Annotated in this window: 18 protein-coding genes and 2 pseudogenes; 12 read left to right on the top strand and 8 right to left on the bottom strand. The window is 69.8% G+C overall.

Features of this window, described 5'->3' with window-relative positions; translation table 11 throughout:
• Nucleotides 1-255 precede the first annotated feature (255 nt).
• Complete coding sequence (locus AB0M76_RS36065; protein WP_365956972.1) at nucleotides 256-1,173, bottom strand: LysR family transcriptional regulator; 918 nt, start codon at nucleotides 1,171-1,173, stop codon at nucleotides 256-258.
• Nucleotides 1,174-1,251: 78 nt separating this feature from the next.
• Between AB0M76_RS36065 and AB0M76_RS36060 the strand changes: the two genes are divergently transcribed.
• The 3 genes from AB0M76_RS36060 (at nucleotide 1,252) to AB0M76_RS36050 (ending at nucleotide 3,035) form a co-directional block, all read left to right on the top strand.
• Nucleotides 1,252-1,605 carry a hypothetical protein gene (locus AB0M76_RS36060; RefSeq protein ID WP_365956971.1) on the top strand — a complete coding sequence of 118 codons (354 nt, stop codon included), beginning with the start codon at nucleotides 1,252-1,254 and terminating at the stop codon, nucleotides 1,603-1,605.
• Nucleotide 1,606: 1 nt separating this feature from the next.
• Nucleotides 1,607-2,488, top strand: a complete 882-nt coding sequence (locus tag AB0M76_RS36055; protein WP_365956970.1) for an aldo/keto reductase — start codon at nucleotides 1,607-1,609, stop codon at nucleotides 2,486-2,488.
• Between the two features lie 220 nt (nucleotides 2,489-2,708).
• A complete protein-coding gene (locus AB0M76_RS36050) occupies nucleotides 2,709-3,035 on the top strand; it encodes a hypothetical protein (RefSeq protein ID WP_365956969.1) in 327 nt (108 codons plus the stop codon).
• 67 nt (nucleotides 3,036-3,102) lie between these two features.
• Here AB0M76_RS36050 and AB0M76_RS36045 read toward each other — a convergent pair whose 3' ends face one another.
• The gene (locus tag AB0M76_RS36045; protein WP_365956968.1) at nucleotides 3,103-3,327 is read right to left on the bottom strand and encodes a hypothetical protein; all 225 of its coding nucleotides are present in this window, start codon (nucleotides 3,325-3,327) and stop codon (nucleotides 3,103-3,105) included.
• Nucleotides 3,328-3,717: 390 nt separating this feature from the next.
• Nucleotides 3,718-4,212: an aldehyde dehydrogenase family protein gene (locus AB0M76_RS36040; protein ID WP_365957025.1), complete on the bottom strand. Its 495-nt coding sequence runs from the start codon at nucleotides 4,210-4,212 to the stop codon at nucleotides 3,718-3,720.
• Nucleotides 4,213-4,223: 11 nt separating this feature from the next.
• Here AB0M76_RS36040 and AB0M76_RS36035 point away from each other — a divergent pair, with 11 nt between their 5' ends.
• The 3 genes from AB0M76_RS36035 (at nucleotide 4,224) to AB0M76_RS36025 (ending at nucleotide 6,398) form a co-directional block, all read left to right on the top strand.
• Nucleotides 4,224-4,841 (top strand): acyl-CoA dehydrogenase family protein, encoded by a 618-nt coding sequence (locus tag AB0M76_RS36035; RefSeq protein ID WP_365956967.1) that lies wholly within the window; start codon nucleotides 4,224-4,226, stop codon nucleotides 4,839-4,841.
• A 9-nt stretch (nucleotides 4,842-4,850) separates the two neighbouring features.
• A complete protein-coding gene (locus AB0M76_RS36030) occupies nucleotides 4,851-5,306 on the top strand; it encodes an acyl-CoA dehydrogenase (RefSeq protein ID WP_365956966.1) in 456 nt (151 codons plus the stop codon).
• 84 nt (nucleotides 5,307-5,390) lie between these two features.
• Entirely contained in the window at nucleotides 5,391-6,398 is a 1,008-nt protein-coding gene (locus AB0M76_RS36025; RefSeq protein ID WP_365956965.1) for a 3-hydroxyacyl-CoA dehydrogenase NAD-binding domain-containing protein, read from the top strand.
• 51 nt (nucleotides 6,399-6,449) lie between these two features.
• On the opposite strand, the gene AB0M76_RS36020 is transcribed toward AB0M76_RS36025, so the two are convergent.
• Together AB0M76_RS36020 and AB0M76_RS36015 are read right to left on the bottom strand one after the other, a co-directional pair.
• Entirely contained in the window at nucleotides 6,450-7,394 is a 945-nt protein-coding gene (locus AB0M76_RS36020; RefSeq protein ID WP_365956964.1) for a glycoside hydrolase family 16 protein, read from the bottom strand.
• Between the two features lie 312 nt (nucleotides 7,395-7,706).
• Nucleotides 7,707-8,240: a hypothetical protein gene (locus AB0M76_RS36015; RefSeq protein WP_365956963.1), complete on the bottom strand. Its 534-nt coding sequence runs from the start codon at nucleotides 8,238-8,240 to the stop codon at nucleotides 7,707-7,709.
• Nucleotides 8,241-8,320: 80 nt separating this feature from the next.
• On the opposite strand from AB0M76_RS36015, the gene AB0M76_RS36010 reads away from it, so the two are divergent.
• From AB0M76_RS36010 to AB0M76_RS35995, 4 genes and pseudogenes are all read left to right on the top strand, one after another.
• Nucleotides 8,321-10,396 carry a glycosyltransferase gene (locus tag AB0M76_RS36010; RefSeq protein ID WP_365957024.1) on the top strand — a complete coding sequence of 692 codons (2,076 nt, stop codon included), beginning with the start codon at nucleotides 8,321-8,323 and terminating at the stop codon, nucleotides 10,394-10,396.
• A gap of 2 nt (nucleotides 10,397-10,398) precedes the next feature.
• Nucleotides 10,399-11,652: an acyltransferase gene (locus AB0M76_RS36005; protein WP_365956962.1), complete on the top strand. Its 1,254-nt coding sequence runs from the start codon at nucleotides 10,399-10,401 to the stop codon at nucleotides 11,650-11,652.
• A 415-nt stretch (nucleotides 11,653-12,067) separates the two neighbouring features.
• Entirely contained in the window at nucleotides 12,068-13,648 is a 1,581-nt protein-coding gene (locus tag AB0M76_RS36000; RefSeq protein WP_365956961.1) for an alpha/beta fold hydrolase, read from the top strand.
• A pseudogene (locus AB0M76_RS35995) lies at nucleotides 13,647-13,986 on the top strand (transposase); the annotation flags it as partial. The gene AB0M76_RS36000 and the pseudogene AB0M76_RS35995, both read left to right, overlap by 2 nt.
• On the opposite strand, the gene AB0M76_RS35990 reads toward AB0M76_RS35995, so the two are convergent.
• On the bottom strand, nucleotides 13,978-14,121 hold the full coding sequence (locus tag AB0M76_RS35990; protein ID WP_365957023.1) for a DUF5959 family protein: 144 nt from the start codon (nucleotides 14,119-14,121) through the stop codon (nucleotides 13,978-13,980). The pseudogene AB0M76_RS35995 and the gene AB0M76_RS35990 sit on opposite strands and share 9 nt — an antisense overlap.
• 271 nt (nucleotides 14,122-14,392) lie before the next feature.
• On the opposite strand from AB0M76_RS35990, the pseudogene AB0M76_RS35985 reads away from it, so the two are divergent.
• A pseudogene (locus AB0M76_RS35985) lies at nucleotides 14,393-14,761 on the top strand (VOC family protein); the annotation flags it as partial.
• A gap of 151 nt (nucleotides 14,762-14,912) precedes the next feature.
• Here AB0M76_RS35985 and AB0M76_RS35980 read toward each other — a convergent pair.
• Nucleotides 14,913-15,434: a hypothetical protein gene (locus AB0M76_RS35980; RefSeq protein ID WP_365956960.1), complete on the bottom strand. Its 522-nt coding sequence runs from the start codon at nucleotides 15,432-15,434 to the stop codon at nucleotides 14,913-14,915.
• 263 nt (nucleotides 15,435-15,697) lie between these two features.
• Here AB0M76_RS35980 and AB0M76_RS35975 point away from each other — a divergent pair, with 263 nt between their 5' ends.
• Entirely contained in the window at nucleotides 15,698-16,096 is a 399-nt protein-coding gene (locus AB0M76_RS35975) for a nuclear transport factor 2 family protein (RefSeq protein WP_365956959.1), read from the top strand.
• A 61-nt stretch (nucleotides 16,097-16,157) separates the two neighbouring features.
• Here AB0M76_RS35975 and AB0M76_RS35970 read toward each other — a convergent pair whose 3' ends face one another.
• On the bottom strand, nucleotides 16,158-16,577 hold the full coding sequence (locus AB0M76_RS35970; RefSeq protein WP_365956958.1) for a hypothetical protein: 420 nt from the start codon (nucleotides 16,575-16,577) through the stop codon (nucleotides 16,158-16,160).
• Nucleotides 16,578-16,694 lie beyond the last annotated feature (117 nt).

The following is a 16,694-nucleotide window of genomic DNA, read 5'->3' as shown; positions in this document are numbered from 1 at the left end:
TTCGCGCTATCGGGGCACCCGCCGACCGGCCGCCCGCAGGGGCTGCGAATCAGTGATCGCGGCCGATGTTTCCGTACCGGTCGAAGAGTTCGGGGACGTGGGCGGGGTCGGGTGCCTGGCTTTTTCGGAGCAGGACGTGACGTATGCGTGCATGGGTCCGTCGCCGGTCAGGCTGGCGCCCATTGGGCGGCACGGTCGTAGAAGTACAGGACACACGAGCCCGCGCGGCCACCACAACGACGCCATGATGTGGCGTCATGCAGGTGAGTTCGCCTCTGATTCGGCCGCGCGTTGCAGCGCCTGTATCAGGGCCGCAGTGTACGACCCCGACGCCTGCCGCCGGGCGGTGGCGATGCCGATGTGCCTTGCCGGCCGCGGTGGTTGGACGGGGACCACGACGGTGCCGGGCTGCTCGGGGGTCAGGGCGACGGACGGGACCAGCGAGACGCCGACCCCCGCCGCGACCAGCGACCGGGCGAAGAAGTAGTCGGTGGTGCTGCCGCGCACCAGTGGCTCGAAGCCGGCTCGCTCGGCGTAGCGGCGCAGGAACGCCTCGGTCTTCGAGCAGCCCAGCACCCAGCGCTCCGCGGCGAGTTCGCCCAGGTCGAGCGAGGTGCGATCGGCCAGCCGGTGGCCGGTGGGGAGCACCACGGACAGCGGATCGTCGGTGAGCGCCAACCAGTCGAGGCCCGAGCGGTCGCCGGGACGGGCGGGCAGCGGGCCGTCGAAGTGGTAGGCGAGCGCGAGGTCGGCGACGCCCTGCCGGACCATCGGCAGGCTGTCCTCGGGTTCCCGCTCCAGCAGGTGGAGTTCGACCTCGGGGTGATCGGTTGTGAACGCCGAGAGTGCGGCGGGCAGCAGCAGTCGGCCCCCGCTGGTGAATGTCGCGATCGTCAGCTTCGGTCGTTCTGCCGTGAGCCGGTCGATCCGCTCGCGGGCGTGCTGCAGCTCGGCGGAGATCGCGGTGGCGGTTTCCACCATAACCCGCCCGGCCTCGGTGAACGTGACGCCGCGGGTGCTGCGGACCACCACGGGCACGCCGAGGCCGCGCTCCAGGGCGGCGACCTGCTGGGAGACCGCGGACGGGGTGAGGTGCAGGGCGGCAGCCGCTCGGTTGAAGCTGCCGTGCTCAGCCACCGCCCGCAGGATGCGCAGCCGCTGGACGTCGATCATCCGGTCACCAGATTTCCTTCACACCAGTTCAGTAAGTGATCAGTTCTGCTGGGCAGCCTAGGCGGTCAGAGTGGGGGCATGCGAAACGTCCTTGTCATCGGTGGCAGCCGCTACTTCGGCCGCCACCTGGTCACCCTGCTCCCCGACGCCGACGCCGACGCCGACGCCGGCACCAGCGTCGCCCTGCTCAACCGTGGCCCCGTCCCGGCGCCGGATGGTGTGGCGCCGCTGATCGCCGACCGCGCCGACCGCGCCGACCGCGCCGACCGCGCCGACCGCGCCGACCGCGCCGACCGCGCCGACCGCGCCGACCGCGCCGACCGCGCCGACCGCGCGTCGCGGACCGCGGCGAGCTTCCGCTTCCGAGCGGAGCGCAGCTGGTTCCCGGAAGCCGTCGACGAGGTGCTCGCCACCACGAAGGCCGGTGTCTGACATGCGCGAGCGCAGCATCGGCGATGTAGAAGTGGGCGCGATCGGGCTGGGAGCGATGCCCCTCTCCATCGAGGGGCGCCCCGACGAGGCTCGGGCCCTGGCCACTCTCCACGCCGCGCTGGACAGCGGTGTCACGCTGATCGACACCGCCGACTCCTACCACTGGCACGCCGATGAGCTCGGCCACAACGAGCTCTTGATCGCCCGCGCGCTGGAGACGCGTGGCGGCGACCGTGACCGCGTACTGATCGCCACGAAGGGCGGCCGCGGGCGACCGGGTGACGGGTCGTGGACGGTCACCGGCGCGCCCCAGTACCTCAAACGCGCGGCCGAGGGCTCGCTGCGTCGGCTGGGCGTGGAGGCGATCGGCCTGTACCAGCTGCACAAGCCCGATCCCCAGGTCCCGTGGGCCGAGTCCGTCGGCGCGCTCAAGGAGCTGCTGGACGAGGGGAAGATCCGGATGGCCGGCATCTCCAACGTCACCGTCGAGCAGATCCGACACGCTCACGAGATCCTGGGTCAGGCCCTGGTCTCGGTGCAGAACCGGTATTCCCCGGCCGTCCGCACGAGTGAGGACCAACTGCGGCTCTCTACGGAGCTGGGGCTGGCCTTCCTGCCGTGGAGCCCGCTGGGCGGCGTCTCCCGCAGCTCGCTCGACGACGCCCCACAGCTGCCGGAGGCCGGCACGGCGTTCCACCATGTCGCGGCCGAACGCGGGATCAGCCCGCAGCAGGTCGCGCTCGCCTGGCTGCTGGCCCGCTCACCGGCGATGATCCCCGTCCCCGGTGCCACCCGTCCCGCCTCGATCCGGGACTCAGCCCTGGCTGCCGATCTGGTGCTCACTGCGGCCGAGCTGGACCGCCTGGCGACGCCGCTCGACTGACTCCACCACACGCATCTTCCGGCCAAGGGGACAAAAGGGTCCAGGGGGTGATGGTGATGGCACGACCGGGGTCGTGGTCCCACTGGGCAGGGGAGGCCGACCGCTTCGAGAGCGGCGGCTGCGGCGGAGTCCGGCCGCAGCTACGGCAGCAGGTGAAGTTCTGGCCCCGTACGGCCCTTCTCATGTCAACGGCCCGACCGGGACGATCACCATGTCCACCGTGGCGGTAGAGCTGCTCGGCCTGAGGCGCGCATGCCGGGACCTCGAAGACGATCACGAGCCCGTCACGCTCGTTGCCCTGCTCGCCGACGCGCGTGAAACCGAAGCCCGCGATGGTGGCCAGGGAGGCGTCGTTGTCGGGCCCGATACGGGCCCGCACAGTGACGACGGCCCCGTCCGGTTCGGACACCGCGGCCCGACGAAGCGGACGCTTTTGGGGATGGAGAGAGGTTCGTTGTTCATCGCGGAGATGCTCGCCCAGCACCAGAGGGCCGTCCACCGCATTACGGCCTCGGCGGACATGGGGATCGTCGTGGTCGGGCCGTGACATGAGAAGGGCCGTACCGACGCCGCGATACCTACGCCGAGACTCATCTAGCCCACTTCGCATGTTGCTACCCAGCAGCCACAACCGGGCCGGCCGTGACCTGAGGACGGTTGGGCAGCAGCGACGCGAGGTTGTCCCTCACGAAGTCCGCCGCCCGCTTGATCGACTCTTCGGCACCGGATCGGTCTTCAAAGATGCTGGTGGAGACCATCACTCCGTCCCCGGCGTCCACCCAGTAGTAAGCCACGAAACCGGGGGCTCGGCGCAGGAGAGGCACGAATCCCTCGTCCACTCGGCGTCCTGCCTCGGCAGAGTCAGTCACTCCTTCGTAACGCCGAATCACTGCGTACACAGCTGATCTCCTCATGAATCCCGAGGTCACCTTGTGCGAAACGACCTACCCCGACCGAGCGTCTCTCGCTCGGGGGACGTCCGGAAGTGACCCGGATAGGCGCACCGGTGATCCGAACCGGGCCCGGCGCTGGTGCCGGAGACCTTCGTGGTCGACCACGGCAAGCCCTGCATATCCGAGCTCTCGACGAACACGGTGCGGGGAATGCGTGGTCGGGCCACACCGCGTGCGCGGGCCGGTCCTTGCCGGGCAGTCGGGGGCGGTAGGTCTGGAACTTCACCGCCGCGACGTCGAGGGACTGCGTGGACACCGGCGTCACCCGGATGGAGCTCACAGCATGACGTGCTTGGCCTGGGTGTAGTCAAGGAGGCCGGACAAGGAGAGGTCGGTGCCGTAGCCGGAGTGTTTGACGCCGCCGTGGGGCATCTCGGAGACGGTGGTGCCGTGGGTGTTCACCCAGACGATGCCCGTGTGCAGGATCCGGGTCGCGCGCATGGCGCGGTCGTGGTCCGAGGTCCAGACGCTGGCGGCGAGGCCGAAACGCACGTCGTTGGCCAGGCGCAGGGCCTCCGTCTCGTCGGTGAACGGCTGGACGGTCACGACGGGGCCGAAGGTCTCCTCCTGCACGATCTCGTCGTCCTGGCGCACGCCCGCCACGACGGTGGGCTCGACGAAGAAGCCGGGTCGGGCCAGCCGCGCGCCGCCGGTGACGATCTCGGAGTGGGCCGGGAGGCAGTCGAGCTTGGCCCGTACCGAAGCGAGCTGGGCCGCGTTGTTGAGGGGCCCGAAGTCGGCGTCCGGTTCGCTCGGCGGGCCCGTGCGCAGCTTTCGCGCCGATGCCGCGAAGGCCGCGAGGCCCGCGGGCCCACACCGAGATCCGCGACGCCGTCCTCGACAGCGGCCTGCAGGCCGTCAACATGCCGGCGGAATGGGGCGGCGCCGGGCTCACCATCCTGGAACAGGTCACGGTCCAGGCGGAGCTCGGACGGCTGACCGGCGCACTGTGGGACATGGTGTGGCGCCCGGCCAACGCCCTGTCCTTCTGCACGCCCGAGCAGCGAGAGCGCTACCTCGTCCCCGTCATCCGGGGGCAGCGGCGCGACTGCTACGCGGTGAGCGAGCCCGAGGCGGGCTCGGACCCGCAGAGCCTGCGGACCACGGCGACGCGGACCGACGGCGGCTGGGTACTGAACGGCGAGAAGTGGTTCGTCACCGTCGGCGACCACGCGGACTTCATGATCGTGCTCGCCGCCGCCGGGGAGGAGGGCGCCCCGACCCTGTTCCTCGTGGACAAGGAGATGCCGGGCATCGAGATGACCCGGGTGCCGCGCTGGATGCACACCTTCGTCTACGAGCACCCCGAGTTCACCTTCACCGACGTGCGCGTGCCCGAGGACGCCGTGCTGGGGGAGGTGGGCAACGGCTACGACATCACGCGCTCCTGGTTCACATAGGAACGGCTGATGATCGCCGCCCGGACGATCGGCGCCGCCGAGCGGGCCCTGGAGCTCGCCCGCAACTGGGCGGTGGAGCGCCGCCAGTTCGGCTCGCCCATCGCCGACTTCCAGCTGATCCAGGGCATGCTCGCCGACTGCGCGGTCGACATCGCCGTCAACCGGGCCTACACCCACCAGGTCGCCTGGGAGGTCGACGAGGGCCGGATCGACCGCAAGACGCTGCACGCCAAGGCGGCGATCGCCAAGCTGGCGGCGAGCGAGGCCTCCGGCCGCGTCATCGACCGCTGCCTGCAGATCTTCGGCGGCCGCGGCTACGACCGCTCGTACCCCGTAGAGCGGCTCTACCGCGAACTGCGCGTCGACCGCATCTGGGAGGGCACCTCCGAGATCCAGCGCCTGATCATCGCGGGTGAACTCGTCAAGCGCGGCACGGGCGTGCTGCACATGCCGTCCTCCGTGTGACCGTACGGCGGTCCGGGCCCCGGTGCGGGGCCCGGACCGCCGCCGCCGCGTACGGCACCCATCCTGCATGTGAAGGGAGTACCGATGACCGATGTGGAACGGGTCGGGATCGTGGGCTGCGGCCTGATGGGATCCGGCATCGCCGAGATCTGCGCCCGCGCAGGCCGCGACGTCGTGGTGGTGGAGACGAGCGGGACGGCCGCGGACGCCGGCCTGAAGCGGATCACGCGCTCCCTGGCGCGCGCCGCGGACACCGGGAAACTGACCACGGCCGAACGGGACGCCGCTGCCGGCCGGATCACCATGACCACGGACATGGCCCTGATGGCGGACCGGGACCTCGTGGTCGAGGCCGTGGCGGAGGACGAGCGGGCGAAGCTGGAGGTGTTCGCCCGGCTCGACGGGGTGGTGGAGCGCCGGGACGCCGTGTTGGCCACGAACACTTCCTCCATACCCGTCATCCGGCTGGCGGCCGCCACCTCGCGACCCGGCCAGGTGGTCGGCCTTCACTTCTTCAACCCCGTTCCGGTGCTCCCCCTGGTCGAGCTCGTGCCCTCGCTGCTCACCGACGAGGGGACCGCCCGGCGCACACACGCCTTCGCCTCCGAGGTCCTGGGCAAGCACGTCGTCCGCGCCCAGGACCGGGCGGGATTCATGGCCATGACGCACTCCTTCGCCCAGACCGGCACGGATACCGAGGACGGCGGCGACACGGTCCCGGCCACGGTCGTCCTGGCCCGTATCCTGCGCAGCATGCTGCCGAGCGACGCGGATCTGCGCCAGGACTGGAAGCTCTGGCAGGAGCTGTGGGTGCGCGCACAGCGTGACCAGACGGCCCGTCACCTCGCCGTGGACCTGTACGACCAGCTCCACGCCTGGGTCGGCGGAGCCGTGGAACGGGGCATCGACTCGGGCGAGTTCACCGAGTGCGACGTCGCCGCGGTCAGCACGCTGGTCCTGGCCCTCTGCGACGGCCTCGGCATCCGCCTGATGCTGGACGACCCCCGGGTCGACCTCGCCACGGCCCGGTCGACGATCTGGCAGGCCATCGCCCCCGTGCTCGGGATCGCCCCGGTCTTCCCGGAGGTGTGACACCTCTTCCTGGAGGACAGAGCCGTTCAGGGGGCAGGCCCCGGACCGGGGTCAGGACTTCGGCACGGTGTTGATGTAGTTGGTGCCGGCACCGTAGAAGCCGTCCACCGTTTTCTGGACATCCGCCTGGGAAACGGCCTCACCGGCCTTGTAGTAGAACCAGTTGACTTTCATGTCCCATGTGCGCTGACCGCCGGCGAAGGGAAGGTCGATGAACCAGTTGCTGAAATGGATGTCCATCTTCTCGCGCGGGACGTACTTGCCGGAGCTGGTGAACAGATCCTTGCCGTCCAGGGAGTAGGTGACCTTTCCGTTCACGGCGGTGACCATCATGATGTGCCAGCCCTCGAGGCGCTGCTTGAGGGTGTGGCTGACCCGGTCCGGCGGATCGGCCTTGTACCAGCTGACGGTGTCGAGTTGCGGACCCACCGAACCCCATCCGCCGTTCGGCAGGTACTCGTAGTCGAGTTCGCTGTAGTTCGCCGAGGAGTCCGAGGGGGAAATCGGAAAGAAGGTCTCGACGACGTGGTCGCCGTTGCGACCGCTTGCGGGCTTGTTGCTGAGGTAGACCCGAGCGGCGAAGGTCCCCGTGAAGAGACTGGTGCCGGTGCTCTGCACCTCGACCTGCTGGGTGCCCTGCTTGGTGCCGTCGGTGGAGGACTGCAGTTGCAGGACCCTGCCCCCCTGGGCGGTCGTGTCGGAGGGGAAGCCGGCACCAGCGGTGGCCCAGGTGTCCTTGATCCCTGGACCGCCCCCGTCGGTACGGACCTGCCAGCCGTGGGCGGCGAGCGAGGGGTCGGCGGGGCCGCTGTAGTGGAAGTCGTCGAACAGGGTTCCGGGCGGTCCGGACGGGGTCGGCGAGGAGCTGGGGGCGGCGGCATCGGCACCCCTGCCGGATGCAGGGCCGCCGGAACACGCGGCGAGTACGCACAGGAGGGCAGGCAGCGTGAGTACGGTCCACGCGCGGCGTCGAGAGGTGCGGCGGGGCTGGCTCACACGGGCTCCTTGGGGCGAAGAGGCGGTATCTGGACACGCCCTTTGCGTGAGGATCAAATGACTGATCACACGAGGGGGGCATCGTAGCGAAACGAAGTGTGCAGGCTTTACCACCCCGTGCGTGGTCGGGATCCGGTCGGGGCTCAAGCCCGAGGTCGAGTACCCGGCGACCGTGTATCTCGTTTACTGGCCGGTACGTCCAATTGGCATTTCGATCCGATTACAACACTTGAGCAGATCGCGCCAAATGCATACATCGAGCCAAATTCGATTCAGGCCCGTGCACTAGCGTTCGCCCTGCCATCCCGCGGTCTATGTACCGTGCACTGAAAGGCCTCGCAAGGTGCGCCCTGCCATCACTTCCATCGACCGCGGATCGGCGCACCAGGCGCAGCCTGACATGTCTGAGTCAAGCTTTGAGGAGTTCGCTCCCGCACCGGTGTTCGTCGACCAGTCGGGGCTGCGCGGCCGTCTGCTGCGGGGCTTCGGCTGGCCGGTCTCGGTGGTCGGCGCGGTCCTGGCGGTCGCCATGGGCAGCAGCCTGATCGGCGTGCAGGCGGACGCCCCGGCGATGGGCATACCGGCGCAGCCCTCGCGGTCGGCCGCCCCGTCGCCCGCACCCGTGCGGTCGCTGTCGCCCACCCCGTCACGTACGTCGTCCTCGTCGTCATCGCCTCGGACGGCCGCGCGGTCTGCGACACCCCAGACGAAGACCTCGGCCACCACATCGAAGCGCTCGGCCACCACATCGAAGCCCACGACCACCGCGCCGCACGGGGCAAAGCCTTCGGGCCAACCGGCCAAGCACCCCTGATCGTCCGCACCACCCATTTTCAGGAGCGTCATTGTCCCGGTCCCGCCACCAGCGCCGCCGGCAGTCCCTGCTGAGGCCGCGCCGACTGGCAGCGCCGCCGCTGCGCTTCTTCATGCCGCTGTCCCTGCTGGCCTGCTTGCTTGCGCTCCTCGTCCTCCGTGGCCTCGCCACCAACGAGGCGTTCCACGACGCCCGGATCGCGATCTCGGTCGACAAGACAACCGTGCCGGACAACCTGCTCAAGGGTGGTCCGATCATCGACGCGCGTGGAACCAAGAACGCGCACCCCGTGAGCTATCACATCCCCGACCACACCGTGGTTCTGAGCTTCGACGACGGTCCCTCGCCGGAGTGGACCCCGAAGATCCTGGAGGTGCTCGCGGCCCGCAACATCCGCGCCGACTTCTTCGTGACCGGCGCGATGACCACGCGCAACCCGGAGCTGATCCGGCAGCTCGTCGCGGGCGGCCACGAAGTCGGCGTGCACACCTTCACCCACCCCGATCTCGTGTACCAGTCCCACGCCCGGATCAGCTGGGAGATGGCGCAGACGCAGCTGGCGCTGGCCGGCGTCGCGGGCGTCCACAGCGCGTTGTTCCGCCCGCCGTACTCCTCCGACGCCTCGGCGCTGGACGACTGGAACTACCCGGTGATCAAGTACGTGGGCGCGCGCGGCTACCTCACCGCGTTCATCGACCGCGACACCGACGACTGGAAGCGTCCCGGCGTCGAGGAGATCGTCAAGGCGGCGATGCCGTCCAAGCCGGGTGCGGGCGAGGTGATCCTGCTGCACGACGCGGGTGGCGACCGCACCCAGACCATCACAGCGCTCGGGCAGATCATCGACAAGCTGCAGGCCCAGGGCTACCGCTTCACCACCCTCTCCGAGGCACTCGGCGCCTCCAGCGCCACCGTGCCGGTGCACGGTTTCCAACTGTGGGCGGGCAAGGGATTCATCTGGGCCACCCACGTCGCCGTGCTCACCCTGCCGGTGCTGGTCGGGCTGCTGGCCCTCGTCGGCTTCCTCAACTTCGGCCGGTTCGCGCTGATGCTCGTTCTCGCACCGATCCACGCCCGCCGCTCCAAGCGGCGGGACGCCTGGGGACCGCCCGTCACCGAGCCGGTCACCGTACTGGTCCCGGCCTACAACGAGCGCGAGTGCATCGCCAACACCCTCAACTCCCTGGCCGCCAGCGACCATCCGATCGAGGTGATCGTCATCGACGACGGCTCCACGGACGGCACCTCGGACATCGTCGAGGAGATGGACCTGCCGTTCGTCCGGCTGATCCGCAAGGTCAACGGCGGCAAGTCCAGCGCCCTCAACACCGGCATCGCGGCCGCCTCGCACGACATCATCGTGATGATGGACGGCGACACCGTCTTCGAGTTGTCCACGGTGCGCGAGCTGGTCCAGCCCTTCGGCGACCCGGCGATCGGAGCGGTCGCGGGCAACGCCAAGGTCGGCAACCGCGAGAGCCTGATCGGCGCCTGGCAGCACATCGAGTACGTCCTCGGCCACAACCTGGACCGCCGGATGTACGACATGCTGGGCGTCATCCCGACCATCCCCGGCGCGGTCGGTGCCTTCCACAAGGAGGCCCTGCAGCGGGTCGGCGGGATGAGCGACGACACCCTCGCCGAGGACACCGACATCACCATCGCGGTGCTCTGCGACGGCTGGCGGATCGTCTACGCCGAGCGCGCCCGCGCCTGGACCGAGGCTCCCGCCAGCCTCCAGCAGCTCTGGTCCCAGCGGTACCGCTGGAGCTACGGCAGCATGCAGGCGATGTGGAAGCACCGCGGCGCGGTGACCTCCCGCGGCCCGGCCGGGCGCTTCGGCCGACTCGGGCTGCCGCTCGTCGTGCTGTTCGGCGTGGTCGCGCCGCTGCTGGCGCCGCTGGTCGACATGTTCCTGCTGTACGGCGTGCTGTTCGGAGACGCCCCGATCACCCTCACCAGCTGGGGTGGCTTCATTCTGCTCCAGGCCGCACTGTCCTGGTACGCCTTCCGGCTCGACGGCGAGAAGCCCTGGCATCTGATCAGCCTGCCGATCCAGCAACTGGTCTACCGGCAGCTGATGTACATCGTCCTGTTGCAGTCCGCGATCACGGCGATGACCGGTGGCCGACTGCGCTGGCAGAAGCTGCGGCGCACCGGCGAGGTCGCTGTACCCGTGGAGGCCTGACCGTGACTGCATCCATCGAGCTCGGGCGCACCCAGGACACCCTCCAGTTGAGCATCCCCGCCGGTCTGCGACCGGAGCCGGAGCCGGAGCCGGAGGCACCATCCGAGCGCAAGGGCGGCCGAGACCGCTATCTCGACCTGCTGCGCGCGCTGGCGCTGGTCCGCGTGGTGCTGTACCACAACTTCGGCTGGTTCTGGCTGCCCCTCGTCTTCCCGTCGATGGGCGTGATGTTCGCGCTGGCCGGCTCGCTGATGACCCGTTCGCTCAGCCGTCCCGCTCTCGGCGTGATCCGCGGCCGACTGCGCCGACTGCTGCCGCCGATGTGGCTGTTCGGCGCCATCGTGATCGCCCTCCAGATCCTCGACACCTGGGGTCCCTACTCCGACGGCCACCCCACCTGGTGGTGGGCCAAGCTGGCGTTCTGGATCCTGCCGCTGAGCACTCCGCCGTACGCGGACGACCTGCCCGGTTTCCACCATCACGTGGAACACACCTGGGCCGCGCAGATCATCGTCCCGCTCTGGTACCTCCGGGCCTACCTGTGGTACGTCCTGCTCTCACCGCTGATGCTCCGGGCACTGCGACGATTTCCGGTGGTGACGCTGTCCGCGCCCCTGGCGCTGGTGATCGTCATGAACGCGTTCTTCGCCGACCAGGAGTTCATCTACAGCCGGGTCTGGGAGACCGCCAACGACTTCGCCACCTTCGGCGCCTGCTGGATCCTCGGCATGGCCCACCAGGAGGGGCTGCTCAAGAAGATCCCGCAGTACGTACTGCCGTCCATCGCGCCGCTGATCATGGTGGCCGGCCTCTGGTACCTGCAGACCCGGCCGGCCGATCCGAGCGAACCGACCGACATCGAGTCCTGGCCGATCGCCCAGGCCCTGTGGTCCCTCGGCTTCGTCGCCATCCTGCTCCACGTCAGCCCGTCCTGGGAGCGGTGGCCCCGGCCGCTGGAACGCTGGAACGGCCTGGTCAGCCTGCTCAACGCACGTGCTGTCAGCGTCTACCTCTGGCACGAGGTCGCGCTGGTGGTCGCCGTCCCGCTGATCGACCCCCTCTGGTCCGTCCACTTCTTCTACAAGAACTTGCAGTGGCTGCTGGCCAGCCCATGGTTCACGCTGCTGGTGGCGATCGTGCTGCTCGGCCTGCTGGTGCTGACCTTCGGCTGGGTCGAGGACGTGGCCGCCAAGCGCTCGCCGCGGCTCTTCCCGTACCCGCGCCGCCGACGGGGCAGGCGCCGGGCCGCCGTCTGATAGGGGCGGCGCGTAGATCACGGAATCTCACGCGCCTCTTGCGGACCGGGTGCCATGACGTGGCAGCGGGCCGAATCGATCGCCCGCGGATGATGTCCGCGCGGCCCGCCTGCCGGGCGGTCGGGGATCTGAGCGCCGTACTCGGCCGGAAGGCCGGTGCGGTGCTCCGTCACGTGCGCCCGACTGTGCCGGCCCGTCCGGACTGGACGGCCCCGCTGACGCGGGCCCAGCCACAGAGGGAGGAGCGCCGATCCGTGGCGTCACCGCCCCCGTACACACCGTGGGTGTGGGCCCCGCCGCAGCCGGCCCCGGCTCGCAGGCGGCCCGGAAACGCGGTTGGGTGGGTGCAGAGGGGCGTGCCCGTGCGGCGGCCTCGGCGCCGCGGTACGCCCCGGACCCGACGGAGGAGGGCGCCATGCCCGGACCCGGACCGACATCCGACCGCAGCCGCCGCCGCGGCGTCGCCGCAGCTCTCGCCGTGACGGCGGCGATCTGCTCGGCGGTGCTCGCCGCCCCCGGATCCGCCACCGCGTACGGGTCGCCGTCCCCCTCGCCGAGCGTCCCGCGGCTGGACTGGAGCCCCTGCACGCCCGGCAGCCCGTACGACTGCGCCACCGCCCGGGTCCCTCTCGACCACGCCGATCCCGCCGGCCGCACCATCGACCTGGCCGTCGTCCGGCGCAAGGCGAGCGACACCGCCCACCGCATCGGCACCCTCTTCGTGAACCCGGGCGGCCCCGGCGGCCCGGGCACGGTCCAGGTGCCGCAGAACTACGACTCCTTCCCGAAGACGCTGAGGGAGCGGTTCGACATCGTCAGCTGGGACCCGCGCGGCATCGGCAGCAGCACGGCGGTGAACTGCTTCGACGACACCGCCGAGGCCGAGGCCTGGGGCAAGGCCAAACCGACCGGCTTCCCCGTGGGGGAGAAGGAACGGAAGTCGTGGATCGACGCCTACGAGGACCTCGGACGGCGCTGCGAGAAACGCGACCCCGACCTCCTGCGCCACGTGTCGACCGCTGACACCGCCCAGGACCTGGACCTGCTCCGCCGGGCGGTGGGCGAGGAGCAGCTCAACTACCTCGGCGTCTCCTACGGCACGATCCTGGGTGCCACCTACGCCAACCTGTTCCCCGACAAGGTCCGCGCCATGGTCCTGGACAGCAACATCGACCCCAGGGCCTGGACGAACGACGGCCGCCCGGACGCGGAGACCACGACACTCCTGCGCATGGGCTCCGACCGCACCGCCGCGGCCACCCTGAACCGGTTCCTCGACCTGTGCGGGTCCGCCCCCACGGACCGCTGCGCCTTCTCGGCCGGCACCCCGCAGGGGACCCGCGACAAGTTCGACCGGCTGATGCAGCGACTGCGGGAGCGCCCCGTAGGCCCGTGGACGTACGCAGCGACGGTGGCCGACACGGTGAGCAGCCTCTACATCGTCGACCCAGGCTGGACGAACCTCGCCGCCCGCCTCCAGGAACTGTGGCGGGGCAAGGCGCCGAAGCCGCCGGTGTTCCCCGCCCCGCCCCCCGTCGCCAATCCCTCCCCGTACCTCGGGGAGGAGCAGGCCATGGCGGTGTGGTGCGGCGACAGCCCCAACCCGCGCGATCCCGCCGTGTACCGGGGGCTGGAGGAGGACAGCGCGCGACGGGCGGGCGACGCCGGCCGCTACTGGACCTGGTCCGGAGAACCGTGCGCCACCTGGCCGGCCGAGGCGGCCAACCGGTACGAGGGCCCGTGGAACACGCCCACCGCGCACCCCGTCCTGGTGGTCGGCACCAGGTACGACCCCTCCACCCCCTACGCGGACGCCGAGGCCATGGCCAAGGAACTGGACGGTGCCCGTCTCCTCACCCACGACGGCTACGGTCACACGGCCCTGTTCAACAACGCCAGCAGCTGCGTCAACGCCTACGAGAGCCGCTACTTCGTCGACGGCACGCTCCCGCCGCCGGGGACGACGTGCCCGACGGACGAACAGCCCTTCTCCTGAGCTCATCCCACTGCTTCAGGCCGTGCCGCCCGTGAGGGGCAAGCGCGGCGGGCCCCGGCGCCGCCCCGACGTCGTGCTCGGTGACCGCGGCTACGACCACGACAAGTACCGCCGCCTCGTCCGCGCGCTCGGAGTGAAGCCGCTGATCGCGCGACGCGGCACCGAGCACGTGCTCCGGACTCGGCACTCAACGCCGGGTTGTCGAGCGAGCCTTCGTCCACCTGCACGGGTTCCGCCGCCTCCGGATCCGCTGGGAGACCCGCGACGACATCCATGAAGCCTTCCTCGCCCTCGGATGCGCACTCATCTGCTGGCGGCGGCTTGTCTCTCTACGCTGACAGCATCGGACCCCAGCGATTCGTCACCTGCTGCAAACGCTGCCGGTGGTCAGCAATCCAGTCGTCCCGAGGAACGAGCGGCACCCGCACGGTGACCATAGATCCCGACTCGTCTCTACGACCACCTCGGGACAGCCGCGCTCGCCAGCGAGCTGGAGGAAGACGGACGGACCGACACTCATCTCCGCCCGCCCGTGGCCTGTGCGGGCCGAGTCGGCCGGTCAGGGGCGCGGGGCTTGATCAGCATCCGATTGAGTTCGGGCTCCGTGCCGCTGGCCGGTCGGATGCAGGCGGCGTGGTCGGGTCTCGCCTTCGTTCACAAGGACTCGCGCAGTCTCGACGAGGGCCACCACGGTCAGTACGGGGCGAGCACATGTCTGATCGCGGCAGCTTCTAGGATCTGCGCATGGCAACAAGACTCGTGCAGATCAATATGAAGGCCCAGGACGACTCCGTGCTCGGTCGGTTCTGGGCGGAGGCACTCGGTTGGGGTGTCGACAGCGAGGGACCCGGTGTGACCAACCTCGAACCCGTGGGTTTCGCCTACCCCGACCCCGTGGCCGTCTGCATCGACATCGTCGCCCGCCCGGAAGCCAAAACCGCGAAGAACCGGGTGCACCTTGATCTGGCCACCACCTCGACCGCCCATCAGGCGGAGTTGGTCGCGCGCTTGAAGGATCTCGGCGCGACGCTCGCCGACGTGGGGCAGGGCGACGTCCCCTGGACGGTCATGGCCGACCCGGAAGGCAACGAGTTCTGCCCCCTCACTCCTCGCTGACCTTGAGCAGCGGCTCCGGCCGGTTTCGGGTCAGCGGCGAAGACCGCGTGGCGGTAGCGCATGCTGCCGGAGACGGGGATGGTGCCCCCGGTGATGCTCGTTTACTGGAGCGTCCGTCGGGCGGGCACCGTCGGCGGCGATCCGTGCGTCAACGGCGGGGCCAGGGGTAGGTGGGGTCCTCGGTGATCCTCACCTGTTGCGGGGCGTCTCGGGGGAAGGTCCAGATGCGGCCTGCGGTACTGGTGGCGGTCACCGAGGTCGCGTCCAAGGTGACCTCGGTGAACGGGTTGGAGGAGCAGGAGACTGCCAGCCACTCCAGGGTGCCTTCGTCGTCGTCCCGGGTCAGGGCGACCCAGCCGATACTTCCGTGGTCCAGTCCCTCGCCGCTCAGGGCACGGCTTCCGAGGTAGGTGCACGAGGCGTCGGTACTGTCGATGCTCATCCAGTCTGTGGGGGTCCACGCGGCGGCTCGTAGGAGCTCCCACCACTGCCAGTCCTCGGCCCGGGGGGCATCTCGTCGGTCGGGCAGGGAGAACCGCATGAGGCTCATCACTGATAGCGAGCCGTCGGAGAACATGATGAAGTCTCCGAAGGGCGCCTCGCGGGCACTCCAACGTTCGTGTACCTGGTCAGTGTTGGGTATCGCGTCGAAGGAACTCACGCCCGCCATGATGACAGCGAGGGCGGATTGCGGAGGGGATGGCCTCCCCAGCCGCACCGCCATGCATCGCACTCTCCTCAAGAACCGGCGACTTCTCGAGACACACGGCATCGCCATCCCACCCGCGACAACGCCGCCCCACAACCGGCGCTGCCCTCCAGGTCAGGGTCCAGGCCCAGAGCGGCACGGACGACAAGATCAAAACAACGTGTTCATGATCTGCAAGCCCGTGGCGCGGGTCCCCGTCACGTTCGCGGGTGCATGATGAACGTGTGGGTGACCGCGAAGATTTCCTGGTGTGGGTCAAGACCGCCCTGTACGTGGCGGAGCGGGCGCTGCACAACGGCGACGCCGCTCCCCGCCGGGCGCTGTGGTCACGCAACGAGCCGGTGAGCGTCCTGGGGGCGTGGCGCAACGCCAGCGGTCGGCAGGAGCTCGACGAGCTGTTCACCGCCCTCGGGACGAGCTTCTCCGACTGCACGTCGTACGTGTTCGAACTGCAGGTGTACGACGTCGTGGGTGACATGGCCTATACGGCCGGCCTCGAGCACACCTCCGCCTCCGTCGACGGACAGCCGCGCACGTATACCCTGCGGGCCACCCAGGTGTACCGCCGCGAGGACGGCGAGTGGAGGGTGGCCCATCGGCACGGTGACACGGCGACCGGGTGAAGACGCAACGATGCGGGGGCGTCGGCAGGGCACTCCGGCGCCGCAGCCGGGACCCGGCGTGTCAGGGGGAGAGGATCACGGAGGCGGTGGTGCGCCATCCGGCATCCGTCTTGGCCACGAGGTACAGCACGCGTACGCGTTGGAACTCGGCACCGACGCTGTCGTTGCGCACCCAGGTCACCTCGATGAGCGCGGACCGCTGGTTCAGGGCGCGGACCTCGCGATCGAGGGCGGTACTGCCCCCGTAGTCGGCGTCGCGGAGGGACTGCAGCTCGTTGGCGAGTCCGGCGCTGAGTGTTTCGCCGGAGGTGAGTGCCGCATGGGCGGCGCTGGTGGTCATGGTGATCGGTACGGCGAAGTAGCCGAGCAGCGGGGCTGGGTCGGTCCGGCCGGCGGATGCGAGGCCGATGAAGGTGCTCACGTACTGGTCGAACCAGGCTCTTACGTCGTCCTCGACTGCGGAGAGATCCGTGTGCGGCATGGGCTTCCTCGCTCTAAGCGGCCTCGGGGAAGTGGGGCACGCCCCCGCGCCGCCCGGCACGGCGCCTCGCCGCGTTGTCGCAGCACCCTGGTACGTCCAGTACAAGCGTGCCGCTCC

The sequence above is a fragment of the Streptomyces sp. NPDC051364 genome (assembly GCF_040682115.1).
Classification (GTDB): Bacteria; Actinomycetota; Actinomycetes; order Streptomycetales; family Streptomycetaceae; genus Streptomyces.
This window is presented reverse-complemented; position numbering and strand designations above follow the sequence as displayed.

Excerpts from the sequence above, each read along its gene's own strand:
- AB0M76_RS36060 (WP_365956971.1), top strand. The coding sequence starts at position 1,252 with ATGCGAAACGTCCTTGTCATCGGTGGCAGCCGCTACTTCGGCCGCCAC.
- AB0M76_RS36015 (WP_365956963.1), bottom strand. The coding sequence starts at position 8,240 with ATGACGCTCCTGAAAATGGGTGGTGCGGACGATCAGGGGTGCTTGGCC.
- AB0M76_RS36010 (WP_365957024.1), top strand. The coding sequence starts at position 8,321 with ATGCCGCTGTCCCTGCTGGCCTGCTTGCTTGCGCTCCTCGTCCTCCGT.
- AB0M76_RS35970 (WP_365956958.1), bottom strand. The coding sequence starts at position 16,577 with ATGCCGCACACGGATCTCTCCGCAGTCGAGGACGACGTAAGAGCCTGG.
- AB0M76_RS36000 (WP_365956961.1), top strand. The coding sequence starts at position 12,068 with ATGCCCGGACCCGGACCGACATCCGACCGCAGCCGCCGCCGCGGCGTC.
- AB0M76_RS36065 (WP_365956972.1), bottom strand. The coding sequence starts at position 1,173 with ATGATCGACGTCCAGCGGCTGCGCATCCTGCGGGCGGTGGCTGAGCAC.
- AB0M76_RS36055 (WP_365956970.1), top strand. The coding sequence starts at position 1,607 with ATGCGCGAGCGCAGCATCGGCGATGTAGAAGTGGGCGCGATCGGGCTG.
- AB0M76_RS36030 (WP_365956966.1), top strand. The coding sequence starts at position 4,851 with ATGATCGCCGCCCGGACGATCGGCGCCGCCGAGCGGGCCCTGGAGCTC.
- AB0M76_RS35980 (WP_365956960.1), bottom strand. The coding sequence starts at position 15,434 with ATGGCGGGCGTGAGTTCCTTCGACGCGATACCCAACACTGACCAGGTA.
- AB0M76_RS36025 (WP_365956965.1), top strand. The coding sequence starts at position 5,391 with ATGACCGATGTGGAACGGGTCGGGATCGTGGGCTGCGGCCTGATGGGA.
- AB0M76_RS36035 (WP_365956967.1), top strand. The coding sequence starts at position 4,224 with ATGCCGCGAAGGCCGCGAGGCCCGCGGGCCCACACCGAGATCCGCGAC.